Annotated in this window: 16 protein-coding genes; 13 read left to right on the top strand and 3 right to left on the bottom strand. The window is 53.4% G+C overall.

Features of this window, described 5'->3' with window-relative positions; genetic code table 11:
* Window positions 1–12: 12 nt before the first annotated feature.
* Together mreB and csrD are read right to left on the bottom strand one after the other, a co-directional pair.
* Complete coding sequence (gene mreB / locus DAI21_RS06930; RefSeq protein ID WP_000913396.1) at window positions 13–1056, bottom strand: rod shape-determining protein MreB; 1044 nt, start codon at window positions 1054–1056, stop codon at window positions 13–15.
* Between the two features lie 283 nt (window positions 1057–1339).
* Window positions 1340–3280: an RNase E specificity factor CsrD gene (csrD, locus tag DAI21_RS06920; RefSeq protein WP_102105519.1), complete on the bottom strand. Its 1941-nt coding sequence runs from the start codon at window positions 3278–3280 to the stop codon at window positions 1340–1342.
* A 194-nt stretch (window positions 3281–3474) separates the two neighbouring features.
* Here csrD and DAI21_RS06915 point away from each other — a divergent pair, with 194 nt between their 5' ends.
* The 13 genes from DAI21_RS06915 (at window position 3475) to DAI21_RS06850 (ending at window position 15789) form a co-directional block, all read left to right on the top strand.
* Window positions 3475–4449, top strand: coding sequence for an MDR family oxidoreductase (locus tag DAI21_RS06915; RefSeq protein WP_107702746.1), 975 nt, complete (start codon window positions 3475–3477; stop codon window positions 4447–4449).
* Window positions 4450–4526: 77 nt separating this feature from the next.
* Window positions 4527–5528 carry a protein-methionine-sulfoxide reductase catalytic subunit MsrP gene (msrP, locus tag DAI21_RS06910; RefSeq protein WP_107702745.1) on the top strand — a complete coding sequence of 334 codons (1002 nt, stop codon included), beginning with the start codon at window positions 4527–4529 and terminating at the stop codon, window positions 5526–5528.
* Entirely contained in the window at window positions 5529–6128 is a 600-nt protein-coding gene (gene msrQ, locus DAI21_RS06905) for a protein-methionine-sulfoxide reductase heme-binding subunit MsrQ (protein WP_107702744.1), read from the top strand. It begins immediately after the preceding gene.
* Between the two features lie 234 nt (window positions 6129–6362).
* Complete coding sequence (gene aroQ / locus DAI21_RS06900; protein ID WP_100778681.1) at window positions 6363–6815, top strand: type II 3-dehydroquinate dehydratase; 453 nt, start codon at window positions 6363–6365, stop codon at window positions 6813–6815.
* Window positions 6816–6836: 21 nt separating this feature from the next.
* Window positions 6837–7304, top strand: coding sequence for an acetyl-CoA carboxylase biotin carboxyl carrier protein (gene accB, locus DAI21_RS06890; protein ID WP_100778680.1), 468 nt, complete (start codon window positions 6837–6839; stop codon window positions 7302–7304).
* Window positions 7305–7314: 10 nt separating this feature from the next.
* Entirely contained in the window at window positions 7315–8664 is a 1350-nt protein-coding gene (gene accC, locus DAI21_RS06885) for an acetyl-CoA carboxylase biotin carboxylase subunit (RefSeq protein ID WP_100778679.1), read from the top strand.
* A gap of 109 nt (window positions 8665–8773) precedes the next feature.
* On the top strand, window positions 8774–9016 hold the full coding sequence (locus tag DAI21_RS06880) for a YhdT family protein (RefSeq protein WP_102105524.1): 243 nt from the start codon (window positions 8774–8776) through the stop codon (window positions 9014–9016).
* Window positions 9006–10457 (top strand): sodium/pantothenate symporter, encoded by a 1452-nt coding sequence (gene panF, locus DAI21_RS06875; protein WP_100778677.1) that lies wholly within the window; start codon window positions 9006–9008, stop codon window positions 10455–10457. Before DAI21_RS06880 ends, panF begins: the two co-directional genes overlap by 11 nt.
* Window positions 10458–10468: 11 nt before the next feature.
* Window positions 10469–11350 carry a 50S ribosomal protein L11 methyltransferase gene (prmA, locus tag DAI21_RS06870; RefSeq protein WP_100778676.1) on the top strand — a complete coding sequence of 294 codons (882 nt, stop codon included), beginning with the start codon at window positions 10469–10471 and terminating at the stop codon, window positions 11348–11350.
* 575 nt (window positions 11351–11925) lie between these two features.
* Window positions 11926–12891: a tRNA dihydrouridine synthase DusB gene (dusB, locus tag DAI21_RS06865; protein ID WP_100778675.1), complete on the top strand. Its 966-nt coding sequence runs from the start codon at window positions 11926–11928 to the stop codon at window positions 12889–12891.
* Window positions 12892–12916: 25 nt separating this feature from the next.
* On the top strand, window positions 12917–13213 hold the full coding sequence (gene fis / locus DAI21_RS06860) for a DNA-binding transcriptional regulator Fis (RefSeq protein WP_000462905.1): 297 nt from the start codon (window positions 12917–12919) through the stop codon (window positions 13211–13213).
* A 182-nt stretch (window positions 13214–13395) separates the two neighbouring features.
* Entirely contained in the window at window positions 13396–13560 is a 165-nt protein-coding gene (locus DAI21_RS06855; RefSeq protein ID WP_100778674.1) for a DUF2556 family protein, read from the top strand.
* A 144-nt stretch (window positions 13561–13704) separates the two neighbouring features.
* Window positions 13705–15789, top strand: a complete 2085-nt coding sequence (locus tag DAI21_RS06850; RefSeq protein ID WP_107702743.1) for a bifunctional diguanylate cyclase/phosphodiesterase — start codon at window positions 13705–13707, stop codon at window positions 15787–15789.
* Here the strand turns inward: DAI21_RS06850 and envR are convergent.
* A complete protein-coding gene (gene envR / locus DAI21_RS06845; protein WP_107702742.1) occupies window positions 15784–16431 on the bottom strand; it encodes an acrEF/envCD operon transcriptional regulator in 648 nt (215 codons plus the stop codon). The two genes, DAI21_RS06850 and envR, sit on opposite strands and share 6 nt — an antisense overlap.
* Window positions 16432–16492 lie beyond the last annotated feature (61 nt).

Genomic DNA, 16492 nt, shown 5'->3' with positions numbered 1-16492 from the left:
CTCTCAAACCGACTACTCTTCGCTGAACAAGTCGCCGCCGTGCATGTCGATCATTTCCAGCGCCTTGCCGCCACCACGGGCTACGCAAGTCAGTGGATCTTCTGCAACTACGACAGGAATACCTGTCTCTTCCATTAACAGGCGGTCGAGGTTACGCAGCAGCGCGCCACCACCGGTCAGAACCATACCGCGCTCTGAGATGTCGGAAGCCAGTTCTGGTGGGCACTGTTCCAGCGCAACCATCACCGCGCTCACGATACCGGTCAGCGGCTCTTGCAGCGCTTCGAGGATTTCGTTGGAGTTCAGGGTAAAGCCACGCGGAACGCCTTCAGCCAGGTTACGGCCACGAACTTCGATTTCGCGGACTTCGTCGCCAGGGTAAGCAGAACCGATCTCGTGCTTAATACGCTCTGCGGTGGCTTCACCGATCAGAGAGCCGTAGTTACGGCGCACATAATTAATGATGGCTTCATCAAAACGGTCACCGCCGATACGCACGGAAGAGGAGTAAACCACACCGTTCAGAGAGATGACGGCCACTTCAGTGGTACCACCACCGATATCCACCACCATGGAACCTGTTGCTTCAGAAACCGGCAGACCCGCACCAATTGCAGCAGCCATCGGCTCTTCGATCAGGAAGACTTCGCGCGCACCTGCGCCCTGAGCGGATTCACGGATCGCACGGCGTTCAACCTGAGTTGCACCGACTGGCACACAGACCAGCACGCGCGGACTTGGGCGCATGAAGCTGTTGCTGTGAACCTGCTTGATGAAGTGCTGAAGCATTTTTTCAGTCACGAAGAAGTCAGCGATAACGCCGTCTTTCATTGGGCGGATCGCGGCGATGTTGCCTGGGGTACGACCCAGCATCTGCTTCGCATCGTGTCCTACGGCTGCCACGCTTTTCGGGGAGCCGGCACGATCCTGACGAATGGCCACAACGGAAGGCTCATTCAATACGATGCCTTGTCCTTTTACATAAATCAGGGTATTCGCGGTACCCAGGTCAATGGACAGGTCATTGGAAAACATGCCACGAAATTTTTTCAACATACTAAGGGATAATCCTGAAAGCTGGGGCGGAAAAATTAAAATCCGCTTACTTTACCAACCACACGTAGCAGCGACAAGGCGCAAAAATCATCTGCTACGGTGAAAATTAGTGCAGCACGTTTCCTTATGTTACAAATTTATTTCCTGACTCCATCAGGGCTGAGTTAACAGCTGCGTCACTCGCTTTCATTTGTAACCCGTCCAGGTAAACGACTGGCGTTTTGCTCGTCATACTCAAAGCTACAGGCGCGATATTCTACGTGAAAACAAATTAAACGGCAGGTCAAACAGAGTATCTTTGCAAATATTTTTTCACATTGCTGTCAAGCGGCTGAGAGGTAGCAATAAAATCCCCCTGACCACCCGCGACACCGCGCTCCGTCAACATCTGCCATTCGCTGCGTGAACGTATGCCTGTGGCGAAGACTTGCGTTTGCGTTCCCTTGCACGCTTCCACCAGACTCTGAACCAGCAGCTGGTTTTCCGTGCGCTTTTCAATATTCCTGACCAGCCCCGGATGCAGCTTTAACAGCTCCACATCCAGCTCCTTGATCCAACTGGTACTGACCAGCGTTAAACCCGCCTGAGTCACTGCCACGCGAGCACCGAGTGCATTCATCAAACGGACGACCGGCTGTAAACGGCTGATATGTTGACAAACATCTGCCTCTGCAAGTTCAAAAATAATACGTTTCCGCTGCGATTTTTCACATTGCATCAGCACATCACGCAGCCAGCGCTGAAAACGCGGGCGAATCAGCGATTCTACCGTTACCTGTAATGCCAGATTTTCCTCCGGCCAGAAAGATAAAAATGGAATAAGGCGCGTAATTTGCTGCCGGTCGTACTCTTCCGACAGACCAAACTGCAGCACCATCGGCAGATATTCGGCGGAGACAACCTCTTCCGAGCCGTCGAAGATACGGCAAAGTAACTCGCGGTGATGCACCTGGCCGTTACGCAGCACGGCCGGTTTTTGATAAATTCGTGGCCCGCCGCGGCTCAGCATCTGTTCAATGAGCGTTCGCCAGCGCACGTTGCCGCGCCCTTTTTCCGGCAGAGAATCATCGTAAACCGCCCAGCCATTTGCCCCCTGCAGCACCGCATTACGCGTGGCCGCTTCGGCATGCTCCATCACCTGTTGAGTTTGCTGGCCGCCGCGCCAGGCGCAAATGCCGATATGAACCATATCATCCCGGTCGAGCATTTTGGTTGGTGGCAGCGCATCGACCGCTTTCAGCAGCTGACTGGCGATACTTTCCGATTCTTTCAGCGTCCGATGCGGCAGCAACACGGCAAAATCACTGCGGTGGTAGCGCGCCAGTAGCGCACCGGGATAACGCATAATAAATGTCGATAACAAATTGATGAGCGTAAAGAGATGCTCTTCCGCCACCGAGCGGCCCCAGGTATCGCGTAACAGATCGAAATCGGGCAGTCGGATAACCATCACCACCCCGTGAGTACCCACCTTTTCGGTATCTTCCAGCAGCGTGGCCAGTTGATTATCAAAGAAAAGGCGGTTATTCAGCCCGGTTTTATTGTCCTGGGCGGCGTAGGACCTAATCAGCGTATCCATACGGCTGCGCTGATCGCTGGCGAACTGGATTTCTGAAAGCAACACATCCAGCGCGCTGCTGGTCCGCGATGGCCATTCATAAACAGACCCGCGCACCTTAGCACCTCGTTCACCGTTTAAAATACGTACAGATCGCGATTCCAGGAGTTCCTGTCCGGAAAGCTGGCGTCGAAGCCAGCGCACCGCCAGAAAGATCAGCACCACAATAAAGCCCACCGCAACGGTGAGCGGCGCAGTGGTCATCAGTGAACGGAAATAGTTCGCCATCGGGTCCTGATAGACCAGCCTGATGGTCACCCCAGGGCTTTTCAGGGAGTGAATCGTCATCTCGCGGTATTGTGCCAGCGTCCCGGCTGGGCGATAGCTGCTCTGACGCGCATGGCTCAGGAGGACTTTGCTACCTTGTAGAATGTCGATGTGTACAATATCCACCGGCACCATCAGCTCATCCAGTTGCTGAGACAGCGCGGGCAACGTTGACGTAACCAGTCGCGAATCAATGACCGAAGCCACGGACTGCACGCGGTTGGTCAGTTTGTCCTGAATGGCATTATAAAAGCTTAGCGAGCACCCCATCAGGGTGACGAAGATAGTCAGCCCCGTCAGCAGCGTAATAAAAGCTGAAAATTTCGTCGTTAATCGCATCCTTGAGATCACTCCGTTGGTTGATGGGGAGGCAGTTAAAGTGCAAGTAAGTGCTAACTTGCGTTTAGCAGGGGCATACTACCAAACCTGGTCTATCTGGCAATTTATTGCGTTAAATCGGCATAGCGTTTCAATGAGCGAGTATAGTCTTCAGAAATTATTTTCCAATCATCATGCTTAGTGAGGACATCTGTATGCAGGCTTTGATCTTAGAACAGCAAGACGGCAAAACTCTGGCGTCGGTTCAATCCGTTGAGGAAAACCGTCTCCCGGAGGGGAACGTGACTGTGGATATCGACTGGTCCAGCCTGAACTATAAGGATGCTCTTGCCATCACAGGCACCGGGAAAATCATCCGCAATTTTCCGATGATTCCGGGAATTGATTTCGCAGGTCACGTGCATTCCAGCGAAGATCCGCGCTTTCACCCAGGACAGCAGGTGCTGTTGACCGGCTGGGGCGTGGGTGAAAACCACTGGGGCGGCCTCTCCACGCAGGCGCGCGTCAACGGCGACTGGCTGGTGCCCATGCCAAAAGGTCTCGATGGCCGCAAAGCGATGATCATCGGCACCGCCGGTTTTACTGCGATGCTGTGCGTGATGGCGCTGGAAGAGGCTGGCGTTCGCCCGGACTCCGGTGAAGTGGTCGTGACCGGCGCCAGCGGTGGCGTGGGCAGTACCGCAGTGACGCTGCTGCACAAACTCGGATATCAGGTTACTGCCGTTACCGGGCGCGAAAGCACACATGATTACCTGCGTTCACTGGGCGCAAACCGTATTCTGGGACGCGAAGAGTTCAGCGAAACCCGTCCACTGGAAAAACAGGTCTGGGCGGGTGCGGTGGATACCGTGGGCGATAAAGTGCTGGCAAAACTGCTGGCACAGATGAACTACGGCGGATGCGTGGCGGCCTGCGGTTTGGCGGGTGGTTTTGCGCTGCCAACAACCGTGATGCCATTTATCCTACGTAATGTGCGTCTGCAGGGCGTGGATTCCGTGATGACGCCAGCGGCGCGTCGCACGCAGGCATGGAAACGTCTGGTGCGTGATTTGCCGGAGTCCTTCTTCAGCCAAAGCGCCACCGAAATTACGCTGGACCAGGCTCCGGAGTATGCCGAAAAAATCATTAGCAACCATTTCCAGGGCCGGGCGCTGGTGAAAATTGCTTAATCTTCAAATTTTCGTGACATATTCGCGATAACCCGACTCCTCCGTCATGCTTAGAAAAATGCATGCCGGAGGATGCCATGAAAAACAGAAAACTGACGGAAGCCGATGTAACGGCCGAATCTGTCTTTATGCTACAGCGCCGCCAGATCCTGAAGATGCTTGGTATCAGCGCTACCGCCCTTACCCTTACCCCCAACGCCCATGCCGACCTGCTTGACTGGTTTAAGGGTAACGATCGTCCAAAAGCCCCCTCTGGCCAGCCGCTAACCTTTACCAAACCCGTACAGTGGCAGAATAAACTCGCGCTGACGCCGGAAGATAAAGTGACGGGCTATAACAATTTCTATGAGTTTGGTCTCGATAAAGCCGATCCCGCCGCCAATGCCGGGAGCATGAAAACCGATCCCTGGACCTTAAAAATTGAGGGCGAAGTCGCCAAACCGCTCACTTTTGACCATCACGATCTCACGACCCGTTTCCCCCTTGAGGAACGTATTTACCGGATGCGTTGCGTTGAGGCGTGGTCGATGGTGGTGCCGTGGATCGGTTTCCCGCTGCACAAACTGCTGGCGATGGCCGAGCCCACCAGCGATGCCAAATATGTCGCTTTCCAGACGCTTTACTCGCCAGAGCAAATGCCAGGGCAGAAAGACCGCTTTATCGGTGGCGGGCTGGAGTATCCGTATGTCGAAGGGCTGCGCCTCGACGAGGCCATGCATCCGCTGACGCTGCTGACCGTCGGGGTATATGGCAAAGCGCTGCCGCCGCAAAACGGTGCCCCCATCCGTTTAACGGTGCCATGGAAATATGGCTTCAAAGGGATTAAATCGATTGTCAGCATTAAGCTCACCAAAGAGCGTCCGCCGACCACCTGGAACCTTGCCGCGCCGGGCGAATATGGCTTTTTCGCGAACGTTAACCCGCACGTCGATCATCCGCGCTGGTCTCAGGCGACCGAGCGCTTTATCGGTTCCGGCGGCGCACTGGACGTGAAACGCCAGCCAACGCTGCTGTTCAATGGCTATGCCGACGAAGTGGCCTCACTCTATCGCGGGCTGAATCTGCGGGAGAATTTTTAAGTGCGCTTAACCGTAAAACAGATCACCTGGCTAAAAGTGCTGTTACATCTGGCCGGTTTGCTTCCTTTTATATGGCTGTTCTGGGCCGCCAGTCAGGGCTATTTCAGCGCCGATCCGGCCAAAGATATTCAACACTTTACCGGTAGGATGGCTCTGAAATTTTTGCTGGCAACCTTGCTGGTTTCCCCCCTGGCGCGCTACGCTAAACAGCCATTATTGATACGAACACGACGTCTTTTAGGGCTATGGTGTTTTGCCTGGGCGACGGTCCATCTCACCAGCTACACGTTGCTGGAGCTGGGCATTAATAATCTGGCATTGTTAGGCAGCGAGCTGGTATCGCGTCCGTATCTGACGTTAGGGATTATCAGCTGGGTGATTTTACTGGCGCTGACGCTCACATCAACGCAGTACGCACAGCGAAAACTGGGCCGACGCTGGCAACTTTTGCATAACTTCGTCTATCTTGTGGCGATCCTGGCCCCGATACATTATCTGTGGTCGGTGAAGATTTTATCCCCTCAGCCTATTATCTACGCGATGCTGGCTCTGGCGCTGCTGATATGGCGCTACAAGAAGTTCCGCCAGTGGTGGCGATAGTTCGCGAAACTGTGCGTATTCCCGCAGATTACTTATCAACCGCGCTTCTTTTATCAATTGCGGTTGATAATCTTCCCTGATAAGACCAGTATTTAGCTGCTAAATGCTACGAAATCGTTATAATGTGCGACCTTGGTTTTCCTGGAGGGGTTTTTCATCCTCTGAAAGGGTGACAATTGCGCATCGAAGGTATATTTTGTTTTTTACCCGAGAATCGCAGGAGATAGCGGCACAATGACTGGAAAGTTGCACATCTTAGTTTTGAACGGACCGAACCTGAACATGCTCGGTACCCGCGAACCCGAGAAGTACGGCACGCTGACATTAAGCGAAATTGTTAACCGTCTTGGAACGGAAGCAGCTGCGCTTAACGTGAGTCTTGACCATTTTCAGTCTAATGCGGAGTACGCACTCATCGACCGTATTCATCAGGCTAAAGACACTGTGGACTATATCCTGATTAATCCGGCCGCGTTTACGCACACCAGTGTTGCTATCCGCGACGCACTGCTTGCGGTAAGCATCCCGTTTATCGAGATCCACCTGAGCAATGTGCATGCCCGAGAGCCGTTCCGCCACCATTCGTATCTGTCGGATATCGCTGCTGGCGTTATCTGCGGACTGGGTGCTGACGGTTATTCATACGCTTTACAGACAGCGGTAAAACGCCTGTCACAATCACACTAAACAAGAGTACGGAACCCACTCATGGATATTCGTAAGATTAAAAAACTGATCGAGCTGGTTGAAGAATCAGGCATCTCCGAACTGGAAATTTCTGAAGGCGAAGAGTCTGTACGCATCAGCCGTGCAGCGCCAGCCGCTAGCTTCCCGGTCATGCAGCAGGCTTATGCTGCACCTGTGATGCAGCAGCAGCCTGCTCTGTCTAACGCAGTTGCCCCGGCAGCAGAAGCGCCGGCTGCAGCAGCCGCAGAAATCAGTGGTCACATCGTACGTTCCCCGATGGTTGGTACTTTCTACCGCACGCCAAGCCCGGACGCTAAAGCGTTCTGCGAAGTGGGTCAGAAAGTCAATGCAGGCGATACCCTGTGTATCGTTGAAGCCATGAAAATGATGAACCAGATCGAAGCTGACAAGTCAGGCGTTGTTAAAGCGATTCTGGTCGAAAGTGGTCAGCCGGTAGAATTTGACGAGCCGCTGGTCGTCATCGAGTAACGAGGCGAACATGCTGGATAAAATTGTCATCGCCAACCGTGGCGAGATTGCACTGCGTATCCTTCGTGCCTGTAAAGAACTGGGCATCAAGACCGTCGCTGTGCACTCAAGCGCGGATCGCGATTTAAAACACGTATTACTGGCGGATGAGACGGTCTGTATTGGCCCGGCTCCGTCCGTAAAAAGTTATCTGAATATCCCGGCAATCATCAGCGCCGCTGAAATCACCGGCGCGGTGGCAATCCATCCGGGTTATGGCTTCCTCTCTGAGAACGCCAACTTTGCTGAGCAGGTTGAGCGCTCTGGCTTTATCTTTATCGGCCCGAAAGCTGACACTATTCGCCTGATGGGCGACAAAGTATCCGCAATCACCGCGATGAAGAAAGCAGGCGTTCCAACAGTACCAGGCTCCGACGGCCCTCTGGGCGACGATATGGATGCTAACCGCGCACATGCTAAACGCATTGGTTATCCGGTTATCATCAAAGCGTCCGGCGGCGGCGGCGGTCGTGGTATGCGCGTTGTTCGCAGCGATGCAGACCTGGCACAATCCATCTCCATGACCAAAGCTGAAGCGAAAGCTGCGTTCAGCAATGACATGGTTTACATGGAAAAATACCTGGAAAACCCACGCCACATCGAAATTCAGGTGCTGGCTGACGGTCAGGGTAACGCAATCTATCTGGCAGAACGTGACTGCTCCATGCAGCGTCGTCACCAGAAAGTCGTCGAAGAAGCACCAGCACCGGGTATTACTCCGGAACTGCGTCGCTACATCGGCGAGCGTTGCGCCAAGGCGTGCGTCGATATCGGCTATCGCGGTGCAGGTACGTTCGAATTCCTGTTCGAAAACGGCGAGTTCTATTTCATCGAAATGAACACCCGTATTCAGGTTGAACACCCGGTTACCGAAATGATTACCGGCGTTGACCTGATCAAAGAGCAGCTGCGTATCGCTGCGGGTCAACCGCTGTCCATTAAGCAGGAAGAAGTCGTGGTGAAAGGCCATGCGGTCGAGTGCCGTATTAACGCCGAAGACCCGAACACCTTCCTGCCGAGCCCGGGTAAAATCACGCGTTTCCACGCGCCGGGTGGCTTTGGTGTGCGTTGGGAATCTCATATCTACGCGGGCTACACTGTACCGCCGTACTATGACTCAATGATCGGTAAACTGATCTGCTACGGCGAAAACCGTGACGTGGCGATTGCCCGCATGAAGAACGCCCTGCAGGAGCTGATCATCGACGGCATCAAAACCAACGTTGATCTGCAGGTTCGTATCATGAACGACGAGAACTTCCAGAATGGTGGAACGAACATCCACTATCTGGAGAAAAAACTCGGCCTTCACGAAAAGTAAGACCGCATACGCGTTAAAAGGCCGGATATTCCGGCCTTTTTTATTTCTGGGGATCGCCTGTGTCCCATCATGTACAATCCCCGCTTTCTTCATCCACAAGGGACTTAAAATGGACAAGCGTTTTGTTCAAGCCCATAAAGAAGCGCGCTGGGCGCTGTGGCTGACCCTTCTCTATCTCGCTGCATGGTTAGTAACCGCTTACTTACCTGGTTCGGCTCCCGGAATTACCGGCCTGCCGCACTGGTTTGAAATGGCCTGTCTGCTGTTGCCTCTGGTATTTACGCTGCTGTGCTGGCTGATGGTGCGTTTTATCTTCCGCGATATCTCTCTGGAGGATAGCGATGCAAACTGAAATCATCGCCGTTCTGGTTATCTATCTCTTTATTGTGTTTGGCCTCTCCGCTTACGCCATGCGCAAGCGCAGCACCGGTTCGTTCCTCAGCGAATATTTCCTGGGAAGCCGCTCGATGGGCGGTTTTGTCCTGGCGATGACGCTGACCGCCACCTATGTCAGTGCCAGCTCATTTATCGGCGGGCCAGGTGCGGCGTACAAATATGGTCTCGGCTGGGTACTGCTGGCGATGATTCAGGTGCCAACGATCTGGCTCTCGCTCGGGATTCTGGGCAAGAAATTCGCCATTCTCGCCCGACGCTATAACGCCATTACCCTCAATGACATGCTCCAGGCGCGGTATCAGAACCGGGCGGTAGTCTGGATCGCCAGCGTCAGTTTGCTGGTCGCCTTCGTCGGTGCGATTGCCGTGCAGTTTATTGGCGGCGCGCGGTTGCTAGAAACGGCGGCGGGAATTAAATATGAAAATGGCCTGTTGATCTTCGGAATTACCATCGCGCTCTACACTGCGTTTGGCGGCTTCCGTGCCAGCGTGCTGAATGACACCATGCAAGGCATGGTTATGCTGATTGGCACCCTGGTGCTGCTGGTTGGCGTGATCTATGCAGCGGGCGGTTTGCATAATGCCGTTGAAACCCTGGAGCAGATTGACCCTAAACTGGTCAGCCCGCACGGGGCCGACGATATTCTGACCCCGGCGTTTATGACCTCGTTCTGGGTGCTGGTCTGCTTTGGCGTCATCGGCCTGCCCCATACGGCTGTGCGTTGTATCTCCTATAAAGACAGCAAAGCGGTGCATCGCGGGATTATAATCGGCACGATCGTGGTGTCGCTGTTAATGCTGGGAATGCATCTGGCGGGGGCTTTAGGCCGCGCCATTCTTCCGCATCTGACTGTGCCGGATCAGGTCATTCCGACATTAATGGTGCAGGTCTTGCCGCCATGGGCCGCCGGGCTATTCCTGGCCGCGCCGATGGCAGCGATCATGTCGAACGTTAATGCGCACCTGCTGCAGGCCTCGGCAACAATCATTAAAGATCTGTGGCTCAGCGCGACGCCGACTAAAATGCGTAATGAGCATCGCCTGAAGCGCATTTCGACCTGGACCACGCTGGTACTCGGCATTCTGATGATGCTGGCCGCCTGGCGTCCACCGGAGATGATCATCTGGCTGAACCTGCTGGCATTCGGCGGGCTGGAAGCGGTGTTCCTGTGGCCGCTGGTGCTGGGCTTGTACTGGGAGCGCGCGAATGCTGCGGGCGCGCTGAGCGGGATGATTGTCGGTGGCGTACTTTACGCGGTACTCGCCACCTTTAAGATTCAGTACCTGGGCTTCCATCCGATTGTGCCTTCGTTACTGTTAAGTTTGCTGGCGTTTGTGGTGGGGAACCGTTTTGGTCAGCCCGTCCCACAGGCCGCCGTCATTTCTACTGATAAATAAAGAGTTTTGCCATGCCGTGGATCCAACTAAAACTGAACACTACCGGTGCCAATGCCGAAGAACTGAGCGATGCGTTAATGGAAGCGGGTTCAGTTTCCATTACTTTCCAGGACACGCATGACACGCCGGTGTTTGAGCCGCTGCCAGGCGAAACCCGTCTGTGGGGCGATACCGATGTCATTGGTCTGTTTGATGCCGAAACTGACATGAAAGAGGTCGTAGCGATCCTGGAAAATCACCCGCTGCTGGGCGTTGGGTTTGTGCATAAAATCGAGCAGCTGGAAGATAAAGACTGGGAGCGCGAGTGGATGGATAACTTCCACCCGATGCAGTTCGGTAAACGTCTGTGGATCTGCCCTAGCTGGCGCGATGTGCCTGACGCGAACGCCGTGAACGTAATGCTCGACCCGGGCCTGGCGTTTGGTACCGGCACCCACCCGACCACCTCCCTGTGCCTGCAATGGCTTGATGGGCTGGATCTGGAAGGCAAAACCGTGATCGACTTCGGTTGTGGCTCCGGGATCCTGGCGATTGCGGCGCTGAAACTGGGCGCGGCCAAAGCTATCGGGATCGACATCGATCCGCAGGCGATCCAGGCCAGCCGCGATAACGCGCAGCGCAATGGTGTTTCCGATCGTCTGGAACTGTATCTGCCGGATAGCCAGCCAGAGGTCATGAAAGCCGATGTGGTGGTCGCGAACATCCTGGCAGGCCCGCTACGTGAACTGGCACCGTTAATCAGCGTGCTGCCCGTTGAGGGCGGTCTGCTGGGTCTGTCCGGTATTCTGGCAAGCCAGGCTGAAAGCGTATGCGAAGCCTACGCCGATCTCTTTACTCTTGATCCTGTCGTAGAGAAAGAAGAGTGGTGCCGCATCACCGGCAGCAAAAAGTAATTCTGACTTTCCGGCGTGGGTCTCTTCCCACGCCGTTTCTGCGCTCTCTCTCCCCCCAGCATTACAGTGGTTAGCCGGTGACATGTCAGCGGTGAAATGGGACTTCTACACTTATCTGCATAAACTTCTGTCGAAGAACCACACCTGTTGGCGTCTTAAGCAACGTAGCTGAAGTTCACTCATACGAGCATCACGAAAATACCCCTCCGGTACAGTCGCTCAACGGTCGCATTGCGGTTAAATTATGTTCTGCAGGCAAACTGCGATCATGTTCTAAAATGAGACGTAGATCGCAAAGAAGACCGATAATCTGCTGCTTAAAACAGCAGATTATCCCGATTAAGTGATTCATTTATTCAGAAATGATGAGAAGTTACGGGAAATTGTAAGCGCCCATAAAATAACCGTAACGGCATAACTTAATGATTTAAATGATTAATAATTCCCTTCAACCCTGCTGAGCAGCAATTCCTTGATCTGTAACAGCGGATTGTTCAAAGTTTGGCCTTTCATCTCGTGCAAAAAATGCGTAATATACGCCGCCTTGCAGTCACAGTATGGTCATTTCTTAACTCATGCGCATCGGACACTACCAGCTTAGAAATCGCCTGATCGCAGCCCCTATGGCAGGTATTACTGACCGGCCTTTCAGGACGCTGTGCTACGAGATGGGAGCAGGATTAACCGTTTCCGAGATGATGTCGTCTAACCCGCAGGTTTGGGAAAGCGACAAGTCCCGTCTTCGGATGGTGCATATTGACGAGCCAGGTATTCGAACCGTGCAAATTGCCGGAAGCGATCCTGAAGAAATGGCGGAAGCCGCGCGTATTAACGTTGAAAGTGGCGCCCAAATTATTGATATCAATATGGGTTGCCCGGCAAAGAAGGTGAATCGCAAGCTGGCAGGTTCAGCTCTTCTGCAATACCCCGATCAGGTGAAGTCGATCTTGTTGGGGGTGGTTAACGCAGTGGACGTTCCCGTTACGCTGAAAATTCGCACTGGTTGGGCGCCGGAACACCGTAACTGTGTAGAAATTGCCCAACTGGCCGAAGACTGTGGTATCCAGGCCCTGACCATTCATGGACGCACTCGCGCCTGTTTGTTCAACGGCAATGCGGAATATGACAGCATTCGGGCAGTTAAGCAGAAAGTTTCCATTCCGATTATCGCGAATGGCGACATAACTGACCCGCTTAAAGCCAGGGCTGTGCTCGACTATACAGGGGCAGATGCTCTGATGATAGGACGTGCGGCTCAGGGAAGACCCTGGATCTTTCGGGAAATCCAGCATTATCTGGACACTGGAGAGTTGCTTGCTCCCCTGCCTCTGGCAGAGATTAAGCGCTTGCTTTGTTCGCATATTCGGGAACTGCATGACTTTTACGGTCAGGCAAAAGGGTACCGAATTGCGCGTAAACACGTATCCTGGTATCTCCAGGAGCACGCTCCAAATGACCAGTTTCGGCGCACATTCAACGCCATAGAGGATGCCAGCGTACAGCTGGAGGCGTTGGAGGCATACTTCGAAAATTTTGCGTAAACAGAAATAAAGAGCTGACAGAACTATGTTCGAACAACGCGTAAATTCTGACGTACTGACCGTTTCTACCGTTAACTCTCAGGATCAGGTAACTCAAAAACCCCTCCGTGACTCGGTAAAACAGGCACTGAAGAACTATTTTGCTCAACTGAATGGTCAAGATGTTAATGATCTGTATGAGCTGGTATTGGCTGAAGTTGAACAGCCACTGTTGGACATGGTGATGCAATACACCCGCGGTAACCAAACCCGCGCAGCCCTGATGATGGGTATCAACCGTGGTACTCTTCGTAAGAAGCTGAAAAAGTACGGCATGAACTAATTTCGATTAGCTAAATGCTTGTTTAAAAAGGCGCTACTCGGCATGGGGATGCGCCTTTTTTATTGCCGCAATTTGAACCGTCAAGGCTTTGTAAACCTTGCGTGACCCCGCTTTTAAACGCCCGCTTTTCGTGTATATTTCCCCCACCTCACTGGACCTCTTCCTGAACACGGAACGACACAATGATTCGTAAATACTGGTGGCTGGTTGTCTTTGCTGTCACGGTTTTCCTCTTTGATACACTGCTGATTCAGTGGATCGAATTGCTGAGCACCGAAACCGACAAGTGTCGCAATATGAATTCCGTGAATCCGCTTAAATTGGTGAACTGCTCAGAGCTGGAATAAGCCGCGAATATCATTAAAAAGCACCTTAACACCCATTAAAAACGGGGATTTAAATCCCTTTTCGTCATTCCGTTCCGGTGATAATGTCACTGCCCTTTCAGGCGCTTTCGCATAACCTCTCACTGAGAATGAGTTAAACCCACCATGCTGGTTAGCCAATACAACCAAATCCTCGTTGTCGTCTCCTTCGTTGTTGCCATCCTTGCTGCCTATACCGCGCTCAACATGGCCGCGCGCGTTGCAGGCAGTCAGGGTATCGCTGCACGCGTGTGGCTGGCGGGCGGCGGCGTGGCGATGGGAATCGGCGTGTGGGCGATGCATTTCATTGGCATGCTGGCGATGGATCTCTCCATGCGCATGAGCTATAGCCCGACCCTAACGGTGCTCTCAATGATCATCGCTATCGGCTCGTCGATGTTTGCACTTTGGCTGGTCAGCGGCGAGCAGCTGCGGTTACGCCGTCTGCTGCCGGGCGCTTTAGTGATGGGCACAGGCATCGTCGCAATGCACTACACCGGTATGGCCGCGCTGGAAGTCACCCCAGGCATTATCTGGGACAAGACCTGGATTGCGATCTCGGTAGTGATTGCGCTGGCGGCCTCACTTGCGGCGCTGTGGCTGACCTTCCGGCTGCGCCATGAAGCCGCGCAGGTCGCGCTGATGCGCCTGGGTGCAGCGATAACGATGGGCATTGCCATCGCGGGTATGCACTACGCGGGAATGAAAGCGGCGCAATTCCCGCTCTCCACTGAGATGCATCACCACGGAATAAACGGCAGCTGGCTGGCCGTGCTGGTTAGCGTAGTTGCACTCTCTATCCTTGGGATCACGTTGCTGGTGTCCATGCTCGATGCTCGCCTGCAGGCTCGAACCGCTCTGCTGGCCTCATCCCTGGCTGAAGCCAATCGTGAGCTGGCCCAACTGGCGCTTCACGATACGCTGACCCGTTTACCGAATCGCGTTTTGCTGGAAGACCGTCTCGATCAGGCAATCAGCAAGGCCGACCGCGAAGGGACCCATTTCGCACTGATGTTTATGGACCTGGATGGTTTTAAAGCGGTGAACGATGCCTATGGCCATGACACGGGTGATAAGCTATTAGTCGCAGTCACCGAGCGGCTGCTGCTTCCGCTAAAAGGCCAGTTCACCCTCGCCCGCATCGGCGGCGACGAGTTTGTTTTGCTCGCAGAAGTCGGTGGCCCCGACGATGCCGCTTCGCTTGCCAGTGCGCTGGTTCGCGCCATTGACAGCCCTTTCAATGTCGAACTTTACGAGCTGGTCGTGACCGTCAGTATCGGTATTGCGCTTTATCCTCACGACGGAAAATCCGATCGTGAGCTGATGTTCAACGCTGACGCGGCGATGTATCACACCAAACATATGGGCCGTAACGGTTATCACTTTTTCCAGCCGTCGATGAACACACTGGCGCAGACGCATTTACAGCTGATGAACGATCTGTGGCTGGCGATCGATCGCGATGAGCTGCGCCTGCACTATCAGCCGAAATTCCACGCGCCGGCCGGGCCGATTCTGGGCTTTGAGGCCCTCCTGCGCTGGGAGCATCCGAAACAGGGGCTGCTGAGTCCCGACATGTTTCTGCCACTGGCCGAAAAGACCGGGCTTATCATCCCGATAGGCAACTGGGTGATCAACGAAGCCTGCCGTCAACTGCGCGAGTGGCACCTTCAGGGGCACAAGGCGTGGTCGATGGCAGTCAATCTGTCTACGCTCCAGTTCGAACAACCCACACTGGTTAAAACTGTGCTCGACTGCCTGGCGCAGCACCATTTGCCGCCAGAATCACTGATTCTGGAAGTGACAGAAACCACCGCAATGCACAATCCGCAAGAGAGCGTCAGGATCTTAACTGAACTGACGAATGCAGGCGTGAAAGCCTCTATCGATGATTTTGGTACCGGCTATTCGAGCCTGCTCTATTTGAAGCAACTTCCCGCCTGCGAGCTGAAAATCGATCGCGCGTTTGTGAAAGATCTCAGCGGGAAAAGCGATGATGCCACTATCGTCTCCGCCATTGTCGCGCTGGCGAAAACGCTGAATCTGAAAGTGGTCGCTGAAGGCGTGGAAACGGAAGCCCAGCAGCAATTCCTCACCGAGCTTGGCTGTAATACGCTTCAGGGATATCTGTTAGGCAAACCTGTGACGGCACAGACCGTCGAGGAGCTGTGCAACAACGCCGATGAATTCAAAAACTACCTGCCTTCATGAGGCAACAGAATAATTTTCCGGTAACGTGCGAGTCATATTGAGCGTCGCCAGAATATTGTCCACCAGCGCCGGAGCTTGCTGGTAAAGATTGAAATTCTCACTGTTCATTAACCAGTTTTTAATTAACCCGCTAAAAAAACCGTGAAAAACAATCAATGTCATGTCGATATTTATAAGTGGGGAGATGATGCCATTCGCCATCCCTTTCTCCAGCAACACGCGGACGTTTTCATAATTAAAACCAATACGCTGACGAATTTCGCACTCTGATGTCATTTCATTATTAAATTCACATTTGTGATACAGAATTTGTAAGAGTGCACGCTGTCGGGGGCTTCGGGAAATATATTGCAACGCCGCGACAAACTTTTCGCGTAGAACACATAAAGGGTCGTCATTCCCTGACAAGGAAAGTTGCTCATGAATTAAATCGCATAAAGGTATCTGTTGCTCCCAAATCGCATTGAAGATTTCCGCTTTGCTGGAGAAGTGCCAGTAAATCGCGCCACGGGTTACGCCTGCGGCATCTGCGATATCAGTCAGCGTGGTGCTCGCCACACCGCGCGTCGAAAACTGGGTAATGGCGGCTTCGATCAGCTGCTGTCTCGTTTTCTGTGCATCTTCTTTCGTTTTACGCGCCATCGCCTCTTACCCATTACCTGAACAGTTCGCCACGTAACCAGAAATACCTCGTCGCGGAAGT

It is taken from the genome of Lelliottia sp. WB101 (genome assembly GCF_003051885.1).
Lineage (GTDB): Bacteria > Pseudomonadota > Gammaproteobacteria > Enterobacterales > Enterobacteriaceae > Enterobacter > Enterobacter nimipressuralis.
This window is presented reverse-complemented; position numbering and strand designations above follow the sequence as displayed.